This is a genomic window from Megasphaera sp. UBA4382 (assembly GCF_002391155.1).
Classification (GTDB): Bacteria; Bacillota; Negativicutes; order Veillonellales; family Megasphaeraceae; genus Megasphaera; species Megasphaera hexanoica.
On record NZ_DGRS01000075.1, the window covers coordinates 15,448 to 34,941 of the forward strand.

At 52.9% G+C, this 19,494-nt stretch carries 12 protein-coding genes; 2 read left to right on the forward strand and 10 right to left on the reverse strand.

Annotated elements, in window-relative coordinates; translation table 11 throughout:
• Window positions 1–29: 29 nt before the first annotated feature.
• The 8 genes from B4H10_RS08875 to trkA all read right to left on the reverse strand — a co-directional run bounded on the left by B4H10_RS08875 (window position 30) and on the right by trkA (window position 11,142).
• Window positions 30–1,586: a VanW family protein gene (locus B4H10_RS08875; RefSeq protein WP_292018683.1), complete on the reverse strand. Its 1,557-nt coding sequence runs from the start codon at window positions 1,584–1,586 to the stop codon at window positions 30–32.
• A 1-nt stretch (window position 1,587) separates the two neighbouring features.
• Complete coding sequence (gene holA / locus B4H10_RS08880) at window positions 1,588–2,628, reverse strand: DNA polymerase III subunit delta (RefSeq protein WP_072235740.1); 1,041 nt, start codon at window positions 2,626–2,628, stop codon at window positions 1,588–1,590.
• Complete coding sequence (locus B4H10_RS08885) at window positions 2,597–4,744, reverse strand: ComEC/Rec2 family competence protein (RefSeq protein ID WP_292018684.1); 2,148 nt, start codon at window positions 4,742–4,744, stop codon at window positions 2,597–2,599. Before B4H10_RS08885 ends, holA begins: the two co-directional genes overlap by 32 nt.
• On the reverse strand, window positions 4,741–5,271 hold the full coding sequence (locus tag B4H10_RS08890) for a helix-hairpin-helix domain-containing protein (RefSeq protein ID WP_236699690.1): 531 nt from the start codon (window positions 5,269–5,271) through the stop codon (window positions 4,741–4,743). Before B4H10_RS08890 ends, B4H10_RS08885 begins: the two co-directional genes overlap by 4 nt.
• A 109-nt stretch (window positions 5,272–5,380) precedes the next feature.
• Window positions 5,381–6,832, reverse strand: a complete 1,452-nt coding sequence (locus tag B4H10_RS08895; protein WP_292018685.1) for a TrkH family potassium uptake protein — start codon at window positions 6,830–6,832, stop codon at window positions 5,381–5,383.
• A gap of 29 nt (window positions 6,833–6,861) precedes the next feature.
• Complete coding sequence (locus tag B4H10_RS08900; protein WP_292018686.1) at window positions 6,862–8,313, reverse strand: TrkH family potassium uptake protein; 1,452 nt, start codon at window positions 8,311–8,313, stop codon at window positions 6,862–6,864.
• Window positions 8,314–8,344: 31 nt separating this feature from the next.
• A complete protein-coding gene (locus B4H10_RS08905; protein ID WP_292018687.1) occupies window positions 8,345–9,793 on the reverse strand; it encodes a TrkH family potassium uptake protein in 1,449 nt (482 codons plus the stop codon).
• 2 nt (window positions 9,794–9,795) lie between these two features.
• Window positions 9,796–11,142 (reverse strand): Trk system potassium transporter TrkA, encoded by a 1,347-nt coding sequence (gene trkA, locus B4H10_RS08910; protein ID WP_059077153.1) that lies wholly within the window; start codon window positions 11,140–11,142, stop codon window positions 9,796–9,798.
• A 154-nt stretch (window positions 11,143–11,296) separates the two neighbouring features.
• Here trkA and B4H10_RS08915 point away from each other — a divergent pair, with 154 nt between their 5' ends.
• Both B4H10_RS08915 and nadE read left to right on the forward strand, forming a co-directional pair.
• Window positions 11,297–12,844 (forward strand): putative polysaccharide biosynthesis protein, encoded by a 1,548-nt coding sequence (locus B4H10_RS08915; protein ID WP_059077152.1) that lies wholly within the window; start codon window positions 11,297–11,299, stop codon window positions 12,842–12,844.
• A gap of 138 nt (window positions 12,845–12,982) precedes the next feature.
• Complete coding sequence (gene nadE / locus B4H10_RS08920; RefSeq protein ID WP_075582209.1) at window positions 12,983–14,881, forward strand: NAD(+) synthase; 1,899 nt, start codon at window positions 12,983–12,985, stop codon at window positions 14,879–14,881.
• Between the two features lie 209 nt (window positions 14,882–15,090).
• Here the strand turns inward: nadE and B4H10_RS08925 are convergent, their stop codons facing one another.
• Complete coding sequence (locus B4H10_RS08925; protein WP_292018688.1) at window positions 15,091–18,243, reverse strand: efflux RND transporter permease subunit; 3,153 nt, start codon at window positions 18,241–18,243, stop codon at window positions 15,091–15,093.
• Between the two features lie 11 nt (window positions 18,244–18,254).
• Window positions 18,255–19,412, reverse strand: coding sequence for an efflux RND transporter periplasmic adaptor subunit (locus tag B4H10_RS08930; RefSeq protein WP_113856068.1), 1,158 nt, complete (start codon window positions 19,410–19,412; stop codon window positions 18,255–18,257).
• Window positions 19,413–19,494 lie beyond the last annotated feature (82 nt).

Sequence of the window (19,494 nt, forward strand, 5' to 3'; positions counted from 1 at the left end):
CCTTTCTATGTGATGTATCTCTACCGGGCTTACTCGTCGTCAGCCGCTTCACTGTCACTGCCATCGGCCCCGTCACCGCTATCCGTTTCAGAAACGGCCGGTTCAGGGATCTTCGTCGGGTCATGGGGAGCGTTGATCATGGCGTCCTGAGGCTGTTCTCCGTCGAGATTAGTCGTCTGCACGACTTCTTCTGAAGAATCGCCCGGCGTGAGGATGATTTCCGTATTAGGGTCATAGTGGGATACAATCGTATCGGTATAATGATCCCCGTCCGTATAGTTGACGGTACGGCGGATGGTAATATCATGTCCGTCGTAGCCTTCCTGGTCCCGTTTATCTTCCATCACTTTGTCATCATGACGACGTACGACGCGATGAGGCAGGGTTTTCTGGGATACGGTGTTAAAGGTCACGTTGCACGTGTCGGCGTGATTGCCAAGGATATAGACGGTTACGGATGCGTCGCCCATTTCCGTGTAAATATACACAGGGCGGGTAAAGGGATTGGTAAAAGCAAAATCCAGTGAATCGTCGGCTACGGTAGCGTCCATGCCGACGGGCACATACCCTGCCGGGGCGTAGTGGGGCGAACGGCTGGCGATGATCATGCCGGCCCTAAGAGCCGCGTTGAATAAGGTCGTGCTGACCTGACAGACACCGCCGCCGGCATCGAGGACGACTTTATTGTCGAAATAGACAGGGGCATCTTTATATCCTTTTTCTCTCGTCCGTTTGCCAACAGTCTTATTGAAGGAACAATCTTTCCCGGCCGGGACGAGCGTATCGTTCAGCGCTTTCTGGGCGATGCGGATGTTATCATCGCGGTTATCATTTTTCCCATCGAAGTGGGTCGTATAATAGGAAAGGACAGTGTCGATACTCTTGAGGTCCTTTTCTTTAATCTGCGCTTCTTTACGGGCCGTGACCGGTACTTCTACCGTATCAGTCCTGCCGTCGCCCAATTCGTCGAGGACAGCCGACTGCAGGGCTTCCGAATCGATGGTAATCTGGTCCCGTTCTTTCTGGATGGTAACACCGCTTCCGTCAGGCCGGGCATGGGCGTTGCGCGGTTCCTGATCGTACCGGTCGTGCATGTCGCCGATGTACGATGCGAGTTTCTCTTCATCGACGGCTATGGACAGAGGAACATCCCGGCCAAAGCGCAGAATAGAAATGACATCAGCAACCCGTCTGACTGGCGAACCGGTGCGGCCGACGAGGAACAGCGCATCGTTGATACGCTGCCGGTCAAAATGGGCATCGACTTTTCCAAGGGGCAGCGTTTCATCGACATCATCAGCGGTAAAATGCACCGATTGTTTCTGCAGGTCTCCTTCGCGTTTATCGAGAAATTCCCGCACATCTTCTTCGGTCATTTCCGTAACCGGCTTTCCTTCGAGTGTCACCATCGACGCGGCTTTGCTCTGGGCTGCAAAAAAACTGCCCGATGCGGCAATGCAGATGCCAATGATTACAGCGGCTATTTTTTTCAGCCGGTTGGGGTGTTCTTTGATGCCGTGTTTTTCCCGATAGCGGCGGCGGTATTCTTTCATTCGTTCTTTACGTGCTTTTTCTTCGTCCTGCAATTTAAACCCTGCCTTTATTGCTGCAATACAAACAGATGAGCTGCTCCATATCCATGGACTGGGCCGTCCCTCTGCGTATATTGAGTTGTAATGTAAAAATCTGGAGGAGTAATTCGTCCAGCTCCTCTATTTTCCAATAAGATGCTATTTTTTTCAAGTGGTATAACGCATATTTTACCGGTTTCCCTTTATTGACCCTGGTCAGGACCTGTTCAGACTGCTTTTCTTTCATCCCTGCCGCCTGTAGTTCTTTATATGCCCGCAGGAGGCGCAGCCGGGACAACATATACCCCGTATTTTTCAAGAAAGCATCCTGGCGGCTGAACAGACTGGAAATAAAAGGAATCGTGTGACGGCCGTCCCGGCGCAGGAAGTAATCCATAAAGGTAAAGAGATTTTTTTCCATAGTGCCGGAAAAGAGGGACGTCAGATGGGTTGTTTCTATTTCCCTTGTCCCGTCGGGGAGCATGATGCACAACTTGTCCAGTTCAGAAAACACGTACTGCAGCGGGATAGCATCCCAGGTCTGGAACAGTCCCCGCAGATAACGGTCGGCGGAAGGAGACAGATGCAGTCCCCGTCCGTTCATATATGAACTGACATAGGTCATGACCGTCTTGTCCGTAACCGGCTGGCATTCTGCCACTTCAGCCAGCTTTTTAACTTCCTTGAAGAACACACAGCCCGTATCGAGTCTGCTTGTTTCCTTCGGAAATTTAATGACAAATAAAAGCCCGTTCCCTTCAGGGATTGCCGCCAGCTGTTCCAGGAACCACGTTTCTTCTTTGGTGAGCTTGCTGCGGGACCTCCCGCCGCGTTTGATGGGAAGGTACGGACAGTCATGCCAGATGCAGACATTCGTACCGCCAAAAAGAGATGACGACTGGAACGCTTCTACGACCTGGGCAGGCGCGGCATCTTTGCCAAAAACAGAAAGTTCCGGTTCTTCTCCTGCCCGTTTCCGGAATGCCTCCAGGAACGACTGCTCTTCCCGATGCATTAGATACGTTTCACTGCCATATATGATTTTTACCTGTTTCAAACCATTCACCACCTGACCGTACGGTCCAGCATCCCCTGCGCCAGGAAAGAATGACAGCTCCGTCTTCTTCCGGCGTCACACAGGGTATATCGTAAAGAGCTGCCGTCTCGCACCATCGCTTCCACTGGACATCCCGGGGGCCGCTGCGGTGCAGGATCAAAAAGTCGGCATCCCGGGGAAACGCCGTCCGGCCCGCCTGGCGCAGCGACTGGACTTCCAGAACGGAGCCCGATGGAAACTGTCTGGGTAGAGACGTTTCATATAAGTAGTACGGGACCCCTGTCTGAATTAGTCCGGCAGCATCACCCTCGACCGGCTCAGTCACAACCTGGAGGTCGCCGATCGTAAAATCCTGCCGCAGCTGCGCTTCTGCCGGTCCGGCATCGCCACTGACCCATACCCGGTCCAGATGAAATATACCACAATGCCGCAGGGCCGGCGTGAGGGCACAGGCTATTTGTCCTTCATGGGACCACTGGCTCTTATTATACCACAGGCAGGCCGAAGTATCATCATAGACGATGCAGGTTGCCCGGTCATTTCCCATATCATAACTGTAAATCATGATTTCCGGCCGGGTATAGACGGCATACAGAGTAGAAACGAGGAACAGAATACCTGCCATACGCAGCAGCACCTTACGGTATGGTGGCAAAAAGAACAGACCGGTCAGTACGAGATAATAGGCAGCCGAGGTGTACACCGGCCAGGCCCCTTGCCAGAAACGGCTATATGGCAGGGAGGAAATGAAATAATTGCCCTTGACGGCAAGACTCAGCAGAGGCTGCAAGACGTAAAGCAGTACCTGGCCCAGGGGCAGTACGGCCATTCCCAGTACAGAAGCGGCGAGTCCCAGCAGGATGACGACGTCCAGGACGGGCGCGACCAGCAGATTGGCCAGCAGGGAGTATACGGGCAGTGCTGAAAAATAATGCAGCAAAAAGGGAATGAGCAGCAGCTGGGCACAGATGCAGACGCTGATACCAGAACGCAAGAACGACGGCAGGAAGGAAAACCATCGTTCTACCGGGCGCTGGAGCAGCACGATGCCTGCCGATGCCCCGCAGGACAACTGAAAAGACAGGTCAAAGAGCAGGTAGGGACTATATAGCAGCATAGCTATAATTGCCAGAGCCAGGGCGTGACAGGCCGTGTACTGCCGGCGGGCTGTCAGGCTGTAGGCAGATATGAGACCCATGAGAGACGAGCGGATGACCGGCGCCGTCCCTTCGGCCAGCGCACCGTATACAATGACGACGACGGCAGAAAGGATGAACAGGGGCTTTTCCCGCAAAGAAGCCAGTCTCCCCAGTATCTGTACGGCTGCCAGCAACAAAGAAATGTGAGACCCCGATACGGACAGGATATGGATCAGTCCGGTAACACTGAAACTCTCCAGCAGGGACGGAGGCAGGTCATCATAGTGACCGCCAAAAAGGAGACTGCTCAGGATATAGGCATTGTCCCTGTCCAGGACGGTCTGGTACATATGGGTCAGATACTGCCTCAGACGCCATAGCTGACAGAGTATCCCCCGGCCTGGCTCCAGTATTTCTATTTTCGTATCGGGTACCGTGTATCCTTTCAGGAAAATCGATTGTTCCCGGTCCCGGTGCCTGGCATCGTACAGGCCGGGATTCCCGTAATAGGTGAGCTCTTTCAGGTTCAGTCTCAGCCCGAGGCGCTCCGATGGAGGGTGGACGGGACTGGCCGGAAGGGTGACATATATACTCCCCTTTCCCCTGTGCCGTGCCGGATCGTCCGGGAATGCAAAATAGTCCATGTCGATGACATAGCGGCTCATCGTTCCCTGCTCCGTTTCATAAGAATGTTTCTTTTCCTTCACCGTCCCTTCTACATATACTTCCATTCCTGCCAGATACGCAGGCAGCGCTTCATACTGTCTGCTTTCCCAGGCCAGTCGGAAGAGGCCCAGCGAAAACATCAGGCATAATAACAAAATCAGGGCCCAGCGCATGCGATGCCTCAAGGCCCACATAGCGGGCAGGCAGAACCCTGCTCCGGCCAGTCCGGCGGCCGCCGGGACCGGCACGATATCCGCTGCGATGATGCCACAGGCAAAAGCCAGGGCGGCGAAAATACTGATATAGGTCATACGGTCACCTTATCCTTTAACTTTTCATACTTGGCAGCACCAATGCCTTTGACCTGCTGCAGCTGCTCACACTCGGTAAATCCTCCGTGTTCATCCCGGTACTCGATGATGTGTTTTGCCATGGCGGGGCCGATGCCGGGAAGACCGGTCAGTTTCTTTTCATCAGCCTCATTGATATTGATCTTACCATCACTATCTGCTGCAGGAGGTACGCCATCGAGATTGTATGGCAGGTGGATCTGCATGCCATCTTCGATGCGGGAAGCATAGTTTACGGCCGACGCCTCAGCGTACGGGAGTGCATCGCCTGCCGCGTGGACGGCATCGCCGACGGTGACGGCATGAGTAAAGGAATACAGGCCGGGCTTTCTGACGGCACCGGTAATATACACGATATAGTCCGGTTTTTCCACCTCTTCTACGACAGGGGCCTGCGGTACGGGCGACACATGGGGCAGACCTTCGTTCCAGACAAATCCGATGATTAACAGGACACAACCGATTATTATAAAAAATTTTTTCATCATTCTTCTCCTCCCATTATCTGCTGATATATTTTCCGTTTATAAACAAAAAAACAGCCTCTGATACACATAGGTATCAAAAAGCTGTTTCCTTAAAGGACTAAACATTCACTTACCAATTTCCCCGTTTTTTCCAGAAGCTGACGTGCAGCATAGCCAGGACGGTGAATAATTCCAGCCGCCCGAGGAGCATGGAAATACACAATATGGCCTTGGAAAAATCGGACAGGCCGGCATAGGTGCAGGTAGCGCCGGTAATGCCGAACGACGGGCCGATACAGCCCATGGTCGTGACGCTGATGCCGATGGCGTCAAAAATGACGATGCCGTCGAAGGTCAAAAGCAGTGCCCAGAAAGCGATGAACGCCAGGTACAGGGAAAAAAACTGGTTGACCCGGATAATCGTGTCCTGGCTGATGAGCTGGCCATTCATCCTGACATCCATGACCATCCGGGGGTGAAGTTTTTCCCGGACAGCCGCCACGAGAGAGCGGCACAGGATGACGACACGGGAAATCTTGATTCCCGCCGCCGTAGAACCGCTGCAGCCGCCGCTGATCATCAAAAGCAGGAGGATTCCCTTGGAAAAGGAAGGCCACTGATCGTAATCGGCCGAGACAAACCCCGTCGTGGCAATGGACGCAGCCTGAAATGAAGAAAAGCGCAGGGCCGTAACGATGTCGGCACCGAAGGCATGTATCAAATCGGCGGCGATGCATACGGTCGCCAGGAACAGGATGAGCAGGTAGGCTTTAAATTCCGTATTTTTCTTCAGGACATGGAACCCTTTGCGGTATAACTGATAATATAAGCCAAAATTACCACCAGCCAGAATCATAAAAAAAGTCATCCAGCCTTCCACAGCCGCGCTTTCAAAATGAGCAGCACTATCATTAAACGTAGAGAATCCGCCGGCTGAAATGGTAGACATGGCGTGGTTTAGGGCACTGAAGAAATCCATGCCGCAGAGCATGAAAATGACGAAGGCAATGGCCGTAAAAGTCATATAAATGCGGAACAGGACGCCGGTCATATCCCTGAGGCGCGGCAACAGGCGGTCCGTCGCCGGCCCGGCTGATTCGGCATTATGAAGATAGAGCGTATTCTGCCCTGCTGCCGGCAGAAGGGCAATGAAAATGACGACGATGCCCAATCCTCCCAACCAGTGGGTCATGCTGCGCCAGAATAAGATACTGAAGGGCAGACTCTCTATATCTTCAATGACCGTCGCTCCCGTACCGGTAAAACCGGAAATGCTCTCAAACACGCCGTCGATGAGATTCAGATATCCGCCTGTCACGTACGGAATCATCCCCAGGAAGGTGGCCAAAAGCCAGCCCAGGCCGGTAATGGCTATGCCTTCGCGGATGGTCAGATGCTTGGTTCTCACCCTGCCGTACCGGAGAAGAAGAATCCCGCAGGCAATCATGCTGCCAATGGCCATGATAAAAGCTCCGGTACACTCATCACCAAAGCCCAGTGCCAGAAGCAGCGGAACGCAGGTTACACCCGATTCGGCTATTGATATTCTCCCTAAAAACCGGCAGACTACACGTAAATCCATAACAACACCTTTTTCATTTCTATTCTGCCCTACCAGTTGCTATGCCGCCAGAAAGACGGCATGAGCAATGCCAGAACGGGGAACATTTCCAGCCTTCCCAAGAGCATGGAAATGCACACGATGATTTTACTGAAAACGGGGAGCTCCGCATAGGTACAAGTCGGGCCGACCGACCCGAAAGCCGGGCCGCAGCTTCCCATCGTCGAAACACTGAGACCGATGGCATCCAGTGTCGGCACGCCATCCCCGATGAACAGGACGGTCCACAAGACATCCAGTATGGCATAGGCCACAAAAAACCGGGCTACGCCGTACAATATTTCTTCATTATACTCTTCTCCGTTGGCATGGACCTGCACGACGCTCCGGGGAGACAGTTTCTGCCAGACGACGGAGTGCATAGTCTTGATGAGCAGCATGAGCCGCGTTATTTTCAGACCGCCGGCCGTCGACCCGGCACAGCCGCCACAGAACATGAGAAGCAGCAGGATTCCTTTGGAAAAGGAAGGCCATTGATCAAAATCAGCCGAAACAAAGCCCGTCGATGACGAAATGGACGCAGCCTGGAAGAAGGATTCACGCACGGCTTCCTGGGAATCATATGATGCCCCATAGATCAGATTGAGACTCATGAGGGCCGTGGCCCCCAGGACCATTGCCACGTACAGGCGGAATTCCGTATCCCTGAAAATGACCCGGGCTCCCTTTCGCCAGGCCGCCACGTAAATAGAAAAGTTGGCACTGGAAAGAATCATGAATACAATCAGGACTCCTTCGATGAGGGGGCTGTTAAAGTGGGCCACACTATCATTAAAAGGAGAAAATCCTCCTGTCGCAATGGTCGAAAACGCATGTTCCAGAGCCGTCAGGAAATCGAGGCCGCAAATCATAAGCGCCGCTGTCGCCGCCGTAGTCAGGATGACGTACACCGTAAACAGTGCCTTTGCCATCTGGCCTATCCGGGGCAGCATGCGATCTGATGTCGGCCCCGTACTTTCGGCGTCCATCATGTGCACGACGCCGTGGCCGAATTGAGGAAACAAGGCGATGAAAATGACGATGATGCCCAGTCCTCCCAGCCAGTGGGTCAGACTGCGCCAGACGAGTATACTCTGAGGCAGTATTTCTATATCCGTAAGGACCGTCGCCCCTGTGCCGGACAGGCCGGAAATACATTCCAGTATGCCATCCAAGATATCCAGATAGCCTCCGAACACATAGGGCAGCATTCCCAGAAAGGTGACGAGGATCCAGCTGAGACTGGTAATGGCAATCCCTTCCCGGACGCTCAGGTTATCAACCGCCGACGGCTTTTCATGCTGCAGTATCATACCGGCAGCCAAACTGACCAGAGCGGCTCCGGCCAGTGCCGCAAAACCGGCGTCGCCACAGACGACGGACAGAGCGGCCGTCAGGCCCAGTGCCAGGCCCAGCGCCATGGAAATACGTCCTAAGAAATACAGGACAACGCGCATATTCATAATTCGCACACTTCTCTCTCAAGATGGAAAATTACCATTTGCTGTGAAACCGGGCTGCTATGGTCTGCAATACGATGAGGAAAGAAAAGATTTCTATGCGTCCCAGAATCATGACAAAGGTACAATATAACTTCGTCCACACCGGGAGCGATGCATACGAAGCCAGTCCGTAGAGCTCGGCTGTCGATCCGACACTGGACAGGCATCCGGCCGCTACTCCCATGGACTGTAACAGAGGGATGCCCGACAGGGAAATGACCAGCATGGAAAAGAAGAACACTCCCATATACAGGAAGAAAAAGCTCAGGACCCGGCTGATGATTTTCATGGAAACAGAAACACCGTCTATCTTCAGGCTGACGACCATCTGAGGATGAAGAGTGCGGCGCATTTCCCGGGCTGCCATGCGGAACAGGACGATGATACGCATGATGCGCAATCCCCCCGTAGCCGAACCGATACAGCCGCCGGCAAAGACGAGGAGGAATAAGACATAGCGGTCAAATCCGGGCCAGAGGGAAAACTGGGCCGACGCATAGCCGGTCGTGCTCAGAAAGGAAACGACGGCAAAGGTTCCGTAGCGAAGACTCTGCCAGAAATCGTAAACACCGCTGCGCCAGAGATGAAAGACGATGAGCGCACTGACGGCGCCCACGATGGCCAGGAACGTCCGCAATTCCGTATCCGAAAAGATAGACCGCAACTCCCGCCGGGACAGAGCCCTCCAGATGAGGAGAAAGTTGCAGCTGGCCAGGATCATCGATATCATAGCCGCTATTTCCAGGAACGAATTGTCATAGCCGGCGAAATCAAGCGATGTCGTACCGCCGCTTGTCGAAGCCGTGGTCATAGCCTGGTTGATGGCTTCGAACACATTCATCCCAGCCGCCAGATACAGCAGCGCAGAAATGATGGTGATCCCGGCATATATTTTACCGGTCTGCAGCGCCGCATTTCGCATACGGCTGATCATCGGGCTGAAGGCGATGCTCTGATGAGCCGACAAGGTCACGCCGAAACAGCCGCTGACCTGGGGTACTACCGTGACCAGCATGATGATGAAATTCAGGCCGCCCATCCATTCCATGAGACTGTGCCAGAACAGGAGGGAATGGGCTTCTGCCTGTCCAGCCGCCAGAAGGGAAATACCTGTCGTCGTATAGGCGGAAACGCTTTCAAAAAACGCATCGGCCGGCGTGAGCATTCCTGTCCATACGTACGGCATCATGCCGATCAGCCCCAGCAGGAACCAGATGGACAGCAGATACCATGCGCCTTCAGCCACACCGAGCTGTTTTTTATGCTGCTTCCCTGCTGTTTTTAGCAGCAGTCCCAGCACGAGCGTCACCGCCAGGGGTCCGGCAAAAGCCAGCACTGTATCTTCTCCCCAATACAGGGCACAGCCGAGCGGCAGTCCCAGGACGGCAGCATTCAATAAGGCTATCCGTCCCAGAAGAAACAGATAGAGCCGCATATTCATACTCAGTCCCTGCCTTTAAAATATTTCATGACTTTTTTCGAATGTTCTGTCTGGATGAACAAAATCGTCCGGTCGCCCGCCTGCAGTATTGAACTGCCATCTGGTATATGAGCCTGTCCGTCACGAACGTAGGCACAGACCAGACACTCCCGTGGCAGCCGGACATCCATCAGGCGCTGTCCTGCTACAGGCGCACCTTCCTGGACGATGACTTCTACGGCTTCCGCCTTGGCCCCTTCCAGAAGAGAGACGGACACGACGCCGCCGCGGCGGGCAAAAGCCAGTACTTCACTGGCGGACAGGAGCCGCGCCGAAAGGACAATATCGACGCCGACTTTCTGCATGAGATCGACGTATTCGATGCGGGCCACGCGGACAATCGTCTTTTTGGCGCCAAAATGCTTGGCAATGAGGGCCAGCATGAGATTTAGTTTGTCATCGTCAGTCACGCAGATGACTACATCGGCATCGGCAACGCCTTCCTGGATGAGCAGGTCGATATCCGTGCCATCCCCGCAGATGGCAATGCCTTCGTCCAGCTTATCTGCCACCATGCGGCACCGTTCCCGGTCCTGTTCGATGACCTTGACCCGGACACCCTGTTTATCCATCATGGGAGCCAGGAAACGGCCCGTCCGTCCGGCACCGATGATCATAGCCCGTTCGACTTTCTTCGTGCCGCTGGGAATGAAATTTTCACTGAATTTTTCAATGGCCTTGGGGTCCCCGATAAAATAGGCATTGTCGTGAGGCAGGAGGCAGTCATCGCCATGAGGGATAATCATGCGGTGATCGCGGAATATCATCCCCGCCAGGATGGACTTGGGCATCTGCAGATCTTTCAGGGGCACATTGGCCAGGTGGGAATGACGGCGCACCTTCGTTTCAAAGAGCCGGACCTTGCCATTGGCAAAGTCTTCGACATCGAGAGCGGCCGGCATCATGAGGATGCGGTCGATTTCACGGGCCGTAATCAATTCCGGGTTCAGCATGAGATCGATATCAAAATTTTCTTTCAGATAATCCTGGGCTTCCGACATGAACTGCATATCACGGATGCGGGCGGCCGTATAGCGTATGCCGTGTTTTTTTGCAAGAATACAGGAAACCATGTTGACTTCATCGATGGCCGTTACGGCGACGAGAATGTCCGAATTGCGGATATCCGGATCGTTCATGGTAATAGGGCTGGCGCCATTGGCCAGGATCGTCAGCACGTCGAGATTGTTTTTGACGGCTTCCAGCCGTTCTTCATTCTGATCGACGACGACGACGTCATATTGTTCATTAGATAACAGCTCGGCAATACTGTACCCCAGCTTACCGGCTCCGATTATTACAATACGCAAGATATGTCCCTCCCTTGATATTTGTATAGTATAGCATACCTCGCTGAATAAAGACAGCTTTCCCCCTTTCTCTATCTTTTTCTCTGACAATATGATAAAATGAGTTGTTTGTTATAGATTTTTTCCATCATTTCCTGCAAAAAGAGGTTTCATAATGGCCAATAAATTCGTATCAGGTACGCTGATCCTGACCCTTTCCGGTTTTGTCGTCAAGGCGATCGGCAGTATCAACTGGATCATCCTTTCCCGTATCCTTGGGGGCGAAGGTATCGGTATTTACCAGATGGCATTCCCTATTTATCTGCTCGCACTGGAAATATCCAGTGCCGGCATCCCCATCGCCATTTCCATCATCACCGCCGAAAAAGCGGCCCGTGAGGACTATAACGGCGCCCAGCGCATCTTTCGCGTTTCCCTGACTATGCTCTGTTCGACGGCTCTGTTTCTCAGCGTCCTCGTCTTCTTCGGCTCGCGGTTCCTCATCGATTATCACATCATCCGTGAAAGCCGTGCCTATTATTCACTCATCGCCCTGGCTCCGGCCATCTTCTTTACGACCATCATTGCCGGCTACCGCGGATATCTCCAGGGCTGGCAGCAGATGACACCGACGGCATTATCGCAGATTGTCGAACAGCTCGTCCGCGTCGTAGTCATGCTCGGTTTTGCCGCACTGCTGCTTCCCTACGGGCTCGATTATGCCGCCGGCGGTGCCAGTCTCGGTGCCGGTGCCGGCGGGGTAGCTGCCTGGCTGGTGCTTATCTATTACTATCATAAACTGAAGCGCCATCTGCCAACAGACGGCCCCGTCTTTCCCAAAGAAAGCATCCGCCACATCCTGAAGCGGCTTATCGTCCTGGCCGTTCCCATTTCCCTGGCCAGCATCATGCTCCCGGTCGTCTCCAACCTGGACCTTTTAATCGTACCGCGCCGTCTGGAAGTAGCCGGATACCCGACCCATCAGGCAACGGAATTATTCGGGTACCTCACGGGCATGTCCGTACCGCTCATCAATCTGGCTACGATTCTCACGGCGGCCATGGCCATGAGTCTCGTACCGGCCATCAGCCACAGCTTCACTCTCGGCGATACGAAGGAAATTTACAATAAAACGTCTGGCGCCATGCGCATCGCCCTCCTGGTCACCATCCCCTTTTCGGTCATGCTCTACGTGCTGGCCGAACCGGTCGTTACCTTTATCTACAATGCTCCGGCCGCGACCGACGCTACCCGGGCCGTTGCCATCGCCATTTGTTTTCTGGGGCTTCATCAGATTACGACGGCCATCCTGCAGGGCCTCAAAAAGCCAAAAATCCCGGTTATCAATATGGGAGTCGCCTGCCTGGTCAAAGTGGCCTGCAACTGGTTCCTGGTTGCCATTCCGGCTCTGGGCATCACCGGTGCTTCTTACGCTACCGTCGCCGATATCGGCGTAGCCGCTGCCCTGAATCTGGTCTTCATCTATCGCAAGACCGGTTATATCATCGATGTGAAAACAGTCGTGCGCAACGTCGTCTGCGCCGCTATCATGGGCGTTGCCATGTATTTTCTCTACGGTGCCATCGGGCATATCGGTCTGTTCCTCAGCCTTGCGGCCACGACCGTCGTCGGATCTGCCATCTACATCGGCCTCATGGCCGTATCGGGCGGCGTCACCCGTGCCGACGCCCAGCGGCTGCCGTTTTTTGGCCGTTTCTTCTGATTTCTCATGACCTGTACCATCCAAGAGCCCTCATAGAGCGGCTCTTTTTTTGTATATGCATGAGATGCATTTACCGGTAAAATATGGTACTATAATAGGTAATTGAAATCTAACCCATGTACCAGGGAGGTTTATCTCATGCTGAAAATAGCACTCGCCCAGCTGAACGTCCATCCCGGTGACCCGCGACGGAACGTACAGTCTATGGAACGCTGCATATCCCAGGCAAAAGAGCAGCACTGCCACATCATCGTATTTCCGGAATTGTCGATTCCGGGATATCTCATCGGAGATATTTGGGACCAGCCGGATTATATCCGGGAATGTGTCCGCTTCGGGGAACGGATCCGTGCCCTGTCCGATAGGATCACCATTTTCTTCGGCAATGTCGCCTGCGATGAAACCCGTCTCAATCCCGATGGACGGCAGCGTAAATATAACGCATTGTTTGTAGCGCAGAATGGCCAATTCATCGGTCCGGAACGGTCCCCCTACCCTTACTACATCAAGACACTGATGCCTAATTACCGCGAGTTCAGCGACACCCGGTATTTTACCTCACTACTGCAGGTGTCCCAGGAACGGCACCTCTTCCCGGAAGATTTGATTTCACCAATTACCCTGACCTTCTCCGGCGGTCAGACGCTCCGGGTCGGTCCGCTCATCTGTGAAGACAGCTGGGATGATAACTACCCCTTCAAACCCATGCAGTATCTCCACGACAACTATCCTCTGGATGTATTCATCAATATTTCTAATTCTCCTTTTACCCTCGGCAAGACCCAGCGCCGTCACCGTCTGTTCGGCAAATCCATCGGCCAGTTCAACGTACCGGCCCTGTATGTCAATTGCACGGGCATCCAGAATAACGGCAAAAATATCTATACCTTCGACGGGGCCAGCGGGGCCTATGGCAAAGACGGATCCCTCCATTATGAATGCCCCCTCTTTCATGAAGAACTGGCAATTCTCGATTTCGACGAAACGTCTCATACGTTCGTCAGCCCGCAGAAGCAGAACCCTCAGGAAGAAGAAGTGGCCGACATCTGTCACAGCCTTCAGTACGGCATCCGGTCTTTCATGGAAAATGCCGGCCTCAGCAAGGTCGTACTCGGCGTCTCCGGTGGCATCGATTCGGCAGTCAATGCCGCCTTATACGCTTCCATTCTCCCCAAAGAAAATATTCTCCTCGTCAACATGCCCAGTGTCTACAACTCGTCTATGACCAAAGACCTGGCACAGCAGCTGGCAGATCATATCGGCTGCTACTACACAGTCATACCCGTCCAGGACAGTCTGGAACTGACGCGGAAACAATTCCGGGAAGCACCACTCCTGCAGAATGGCGAAGAAAAAGGCCATCTGGCACTCACCAGTTTCATCGAAGAAAATATCCAGGCCCGGGACCGTTCCAGCCGTATCCTGGCGGCGGCAGCGGCGGCTTTCGGCGGTGTCTTTACGTGCAACGCCAATAAAGCCGAATCATCTGTCGGCTATGCGACACTCTATGGCGACCATGCCGGTTTCCTGGCCGCAACAGCCGATTTATGGAAACATCAGGTTTATGCACTCGCCCGGTATCTGAATGATGTCGTATTCCAGCGGGAAGTCGTTCCCCAGGGCAGTATCGATATCGTTCCCAGTGCGGAATTATCGGCCAGCCAGGACATCACCAAAGGCCAGGGGGACCCCATCGTCTATCCCTATCACGATTACCTGTTCCGCGCCATGGTCGAACGGTGGCAGCGGGTCACACCGGAAACCATCCTCACCTGGTATGCCGAAGGGACACTGGAAAAGCAGATTGGCTGCTCCGTCAACGTCCGGGATGTCTTCCCTACGGCCAAAGCCTTTATCGACGACCTGGAACGGTGGTGGCGCCTCCTGTCGGGCTTTGCCGTGGCAAAACGGATCCAGAGCCCGCCCGTCCTTTCCATCAGCCGACGATCCTTTGGCTACGATCTGCGGGAAGCCCAGCTGAAACCGTATTACACGACACGATATGAAGAACTGAAACAAACGTTGCTGAACCAGTAACTAAACCGGTACAAAACAAGGGACTGTCTCATGATGACATAAGCCTTCATGAGACAGTCCCTTGCTCTTTATATTTTATAGCAGTCTGTAGTTTTTAGAATTTTTAAATGTTCAGGCAACATCTGAAAACTATAAACTTAAAACTTAAAAAGGAGCTGTCTTCATGGGACAGCTCCTTTTTTACATGGTGTCAGTGAACCTTCACGGAATCATACATCCTGTATCCGTTGTACGCCCTGAGGCTTCTTTTTCGAACGATGCCCAATGTTTTCGACGATGATGAACAGCATCGGGATGAGGAATACACCGAAGATAGTTGCAACGGATGTACCAAAGACGACAGTAATGCCCATGTTGACTCGCGACGCGGCGCCCGCCCCAGTGGCGATGGCCAGGGGGATAGAACCTACGACGAAGGCCAGGGATGTCATGATGATCGGGCGGAGACGGATTTTAGCCGCTTCGATTGCTGCCGATGCGGGATCCATCCCCCGTTCATCGACACGGACTTTCGCGTATTCGATGATCAGGATGGCGTTCTTGGCAGCCAGGCCGATAACGGCGAGGATACCAATCTGGAAGTAAATATTATTCTGCTGATTGAGCAGATAGGCAAATGCAGAAGCCCCGAACAGGCCGGCCGGCACACTGAACAATACAGCAAAAGGTACCTTCCAGCTTTCGTACAAGGCAGCCAGTACCAGGAATACGAAGAGGATAGCCAGACTGAATACATAAACGGTCTTATTTCCTGCTTCGATTTCTTCACGGCTCATGCCGCTCCATTCGTAGGCATAACCTTCACCGAGCGTATCCTGGGCGATTTCTTTCAATGCATTCAGGGCATCACCAGAACTGTAGCCATTGGCCGGTGCCCCCTGAACAGTAATGGAAGGATAATCATTGAAGCGGTTGATAATAGAAGCAGAACCGATAGGCTTGGGCCGGACAAAATTAGATACCGGTATGAGCTCTCCACTGCTGTTCTTGACATAGAGATGTTTATTGGCATCAATAGACTGGCGGAACTCCGGCGCCGCCTGAATGACGACTTTAAAGTTACGGCCAAAAATGGTGAAATCATTGACCTGATAGGAACCATAGAAGGATTGCAGCGTCGTATACAAATCACTCAGCGATACTCCTTCCCGTGCTACCTTGTCGCGGTCAATATCCAGCTGATAGCCCGGAGTATCGGCAGCAAAGGCCGTATAGACAGAACCGATTTCCGGACGCTGACGGGCAGCGGCGATAAATTTCTGCGTCGTCGCATTCAAATCCGATGTGCCATGACCACCACGGTCTTCAATGACAATGCTGAAGCCGGACGATGTACCCATGCCATCAATAGGAGGCGGATTCAAGGCCATGACCTGTGCCTGAGGAATCTGGTTGCCAAACATCATCGTTTTACCTACCAGCGCATCGACAGACAAATCTTTCGTCTTACGCTGCGACCAGTCATCCATACCCAGGAAAATAGTCATACCATTCGGTTTGGCACCACCAGCCAGGATACTGAAACCGGTAACATTCATGACGCCCTTGACAGCCGGCTGACTTTGAAGCCATTGTGTCATCTTTGTCGTCAATTTCTTGGTTTCTACCTGCGATGTCCCTTCCGGGAGTGTGGCGTTAACCATGACGAACCCATTATCTTCAGAAGGAACAAATCCCGTAGGCATAACCCTGAAAACAACCCCAGTCAGGCAGCAAAGGAGAAGAAGGAACGCCACGACCCATTTCAGATGGAGCTGGAGATGAGCCAGGCGGATGCCATACCAGTCGATGAGGCGGTCAAAGGCCAGGTTGAATTTCTGGAAGAACTTATAAATGCCCTTCGGGTTGTCATTGGGCTTGTGTATATTCAGGATAGAAGCGCACATGGCCGGCGTCAGCGTCAGGGCGACGAAGGCCGAAATGGCGACGGAAATGGCGATGGTAAAGGCGAACTGCCGGTACAAAATACCACTCATGCCGCTCAGGAAACCGACCGGTATGAATACCGATGCCAGTACACAGGCAACGCCGATAACCGGGTTCTGTACATTGCGCATGGCGATGATCGTCGCCTCCCGTGGCCCCTTGGCATTATACTTGATTTCGTATTCGACGGCTTCGATGACGACGATGGCATCATCGACGAGCAGGCCGATAGCCAGGACCATGGCAAACAGGGTCAGTGTGTTGATGGAGAAATCGAGCACTTTGAAGCTGGCAAAGGTCCCCAGCAGAGATACCGGCACGGCAATAAGCGGAATGAGCGTCGAGCGGCCGCTCTGAAGGAACAGATATACGATGAACGCAACGAGAAGCAGCGCTTCCACGAACGTTTCAATAACTTCTTTAATAGAGGCCCGTACAAACTGTGTACTATCATAGACTACACTGTAATCCATGTCATTCGGGAAAGACTGCTTGGCCTTTTCCAATACTTTTCGTACGCCATCGACAGTCTGCATGGCGTTGGCATCGGATGTCAGGCTGACCATGAACCCTGCCGAATTCTGGCCATTATAAGAGCTGGTGACATTATAATCTTTATTGCCAAGATTGACACTGGCAATGTCGCCTATGCGGATCATAGATCCGTCACTGTTAGTGCGGACAATAATATTCTTAAACTGTTCCGCTGTCTGAAGGCGGCCGTCTGTACGCATACTGTACTGATACGTCTGGCTATCTGGCGTAGGCTGTGACCCTACTGTACCGACAGCAGCCTGCGTATTCTGCGATTTAATCGCCGCCATGACTTCGGTCGGCGTTACTTTTAAAATGCTCATTTTCATCGGATTGAGCCAGATACGCATGGCATAGTCCGATCCGAATTCCTGTACGTTACCGACACCAGACACGGATTTTAATTCATCCATGAAGTACTGGGTCGCATAGTTTTTCAAAAACGTTGCATCATACGTGCCACTAGGAGATACGAGCGCAAAAACCATAGCGGTCGAACTCGTTGACTTCTGTACAGTTACCCCCGTCTGCGTTACTTCCGACGGCAGGGTGGACTGAATCTGACTGATACGGTTCTGGGTATTGACCATGTCCATATCATCATTCGTGCCCGTTTTAAACTGGGCCGTCATGGAATACCGGCCATCATCGTTACTGGAGCTGGAAATATAATCGAGCCCGTCAACACCGGTCATCTGACGTTCGATGACGCTGGCTACGGTCGTCCCGATGACTTCCGAGTTAGCCCCGACATATGTCGCCGATACACTGATCTGCGGCGGCGTTACTTTTGGATATTTTGCTATCGGCAATGTCAGCAGAGACAACAGCCCCAGAATGGAGATGACCAGCGAAATGACGATGGCAAAAATAGGCCTGTCTATAAAAAACTTAGATATCACTGTGCTGCCTCCTATTTGGATGTACTATCCGTCGTCGTATCAGAACTGCTTTCAATATCCGTCTTTGTCAGCAGATGCTGATCCAGCGTTGCTCCTTTGGCTTTCTGATACCCGTCGACGATGACTGTATCCCCGTCGGACAGACCGTCGGTGATAATCCAGAATTTTCCGACTTTCTGCCCCGGCGTAACTTCTTTCGTCTGAGCCTTTCCGTCGCTGTCGATAATGGAAATGTAATATTTACCCAATGTCTGCTGTACGGCACGCTGCGGTACAGCCAAAGCATTCCGCTGTACCTGGGTATCGGAAACTACCGTCGCATACAATCCGGGAATGAGCAAATTATCTGGATTGTCGAATACTGCCTTTACGATAATCGAGCCGGAATTGCCATCCATGCCATGGTTGACCTGGACGACACGGCCTTCATAGGGATAGGTAGATCCGTCGCTGAGGCGCAGGAGCAGGTGATCGCCCCAGCTGCCGGCTCCGGTCTGTTTCGTCATCTGCAGGTATTCCGATTCGCTGATGGAAAATTCGACAAACACGGGATTAGTGGAGGAAATCGTGACCAGTGCGGTAGAACCGGCCGTCGCAAAGGTACCGATAGGTACATCATCGACATTCAGTTTGCCCGAAAATGGTGCATAGACGATGGTATCATCGACGTTGTCCTGGGCGGCATCGACCTGGGCGGCATTGGCTTCTACGACAGCCTGCTGCTGGGCCGTAGCCGCTTCCTGATCGGTGACGATCTGCTGGGCCACGGCATCCTGGCTGGCCAGTGTCTGATAACGGCGCAGGTTCAGTTCCTGATTGGCCAGATTGGCCGCGGCCTGGGCCTGATTGGCCTTGGCCTGAGCCAGAGCCGCATCATAGGTACGGCTGTCCAGACGGAACAAAGCCTGGCCGGCCGTTACTTCCTGACCGCCCTGGACATATTTTTCCACTACCCGGCCGGAAATCTTCGGCCGTACGGGAACTTTATCCGTTGCCGTCACGGTGCCGCTGTATTCTGCTTTGACAGGCGTATCTTCCGCCTGCACCTTGTACGTATTGACGGCGACAGCACCTTTCTGCGCCCCCTGCTGGGCTCCGCAGCCTGTCAATAAGGCCGCAACAGTCAGAGCCGTTACGCCCAGTTTAAATAAATCACCCTTCTTTATCATGCAATGTAAGCCCCCTGTCTTTTTTTATTCCATATAAAATGATACGGATACATTTTTCCATATATTCTGGAAAAGAATAGTC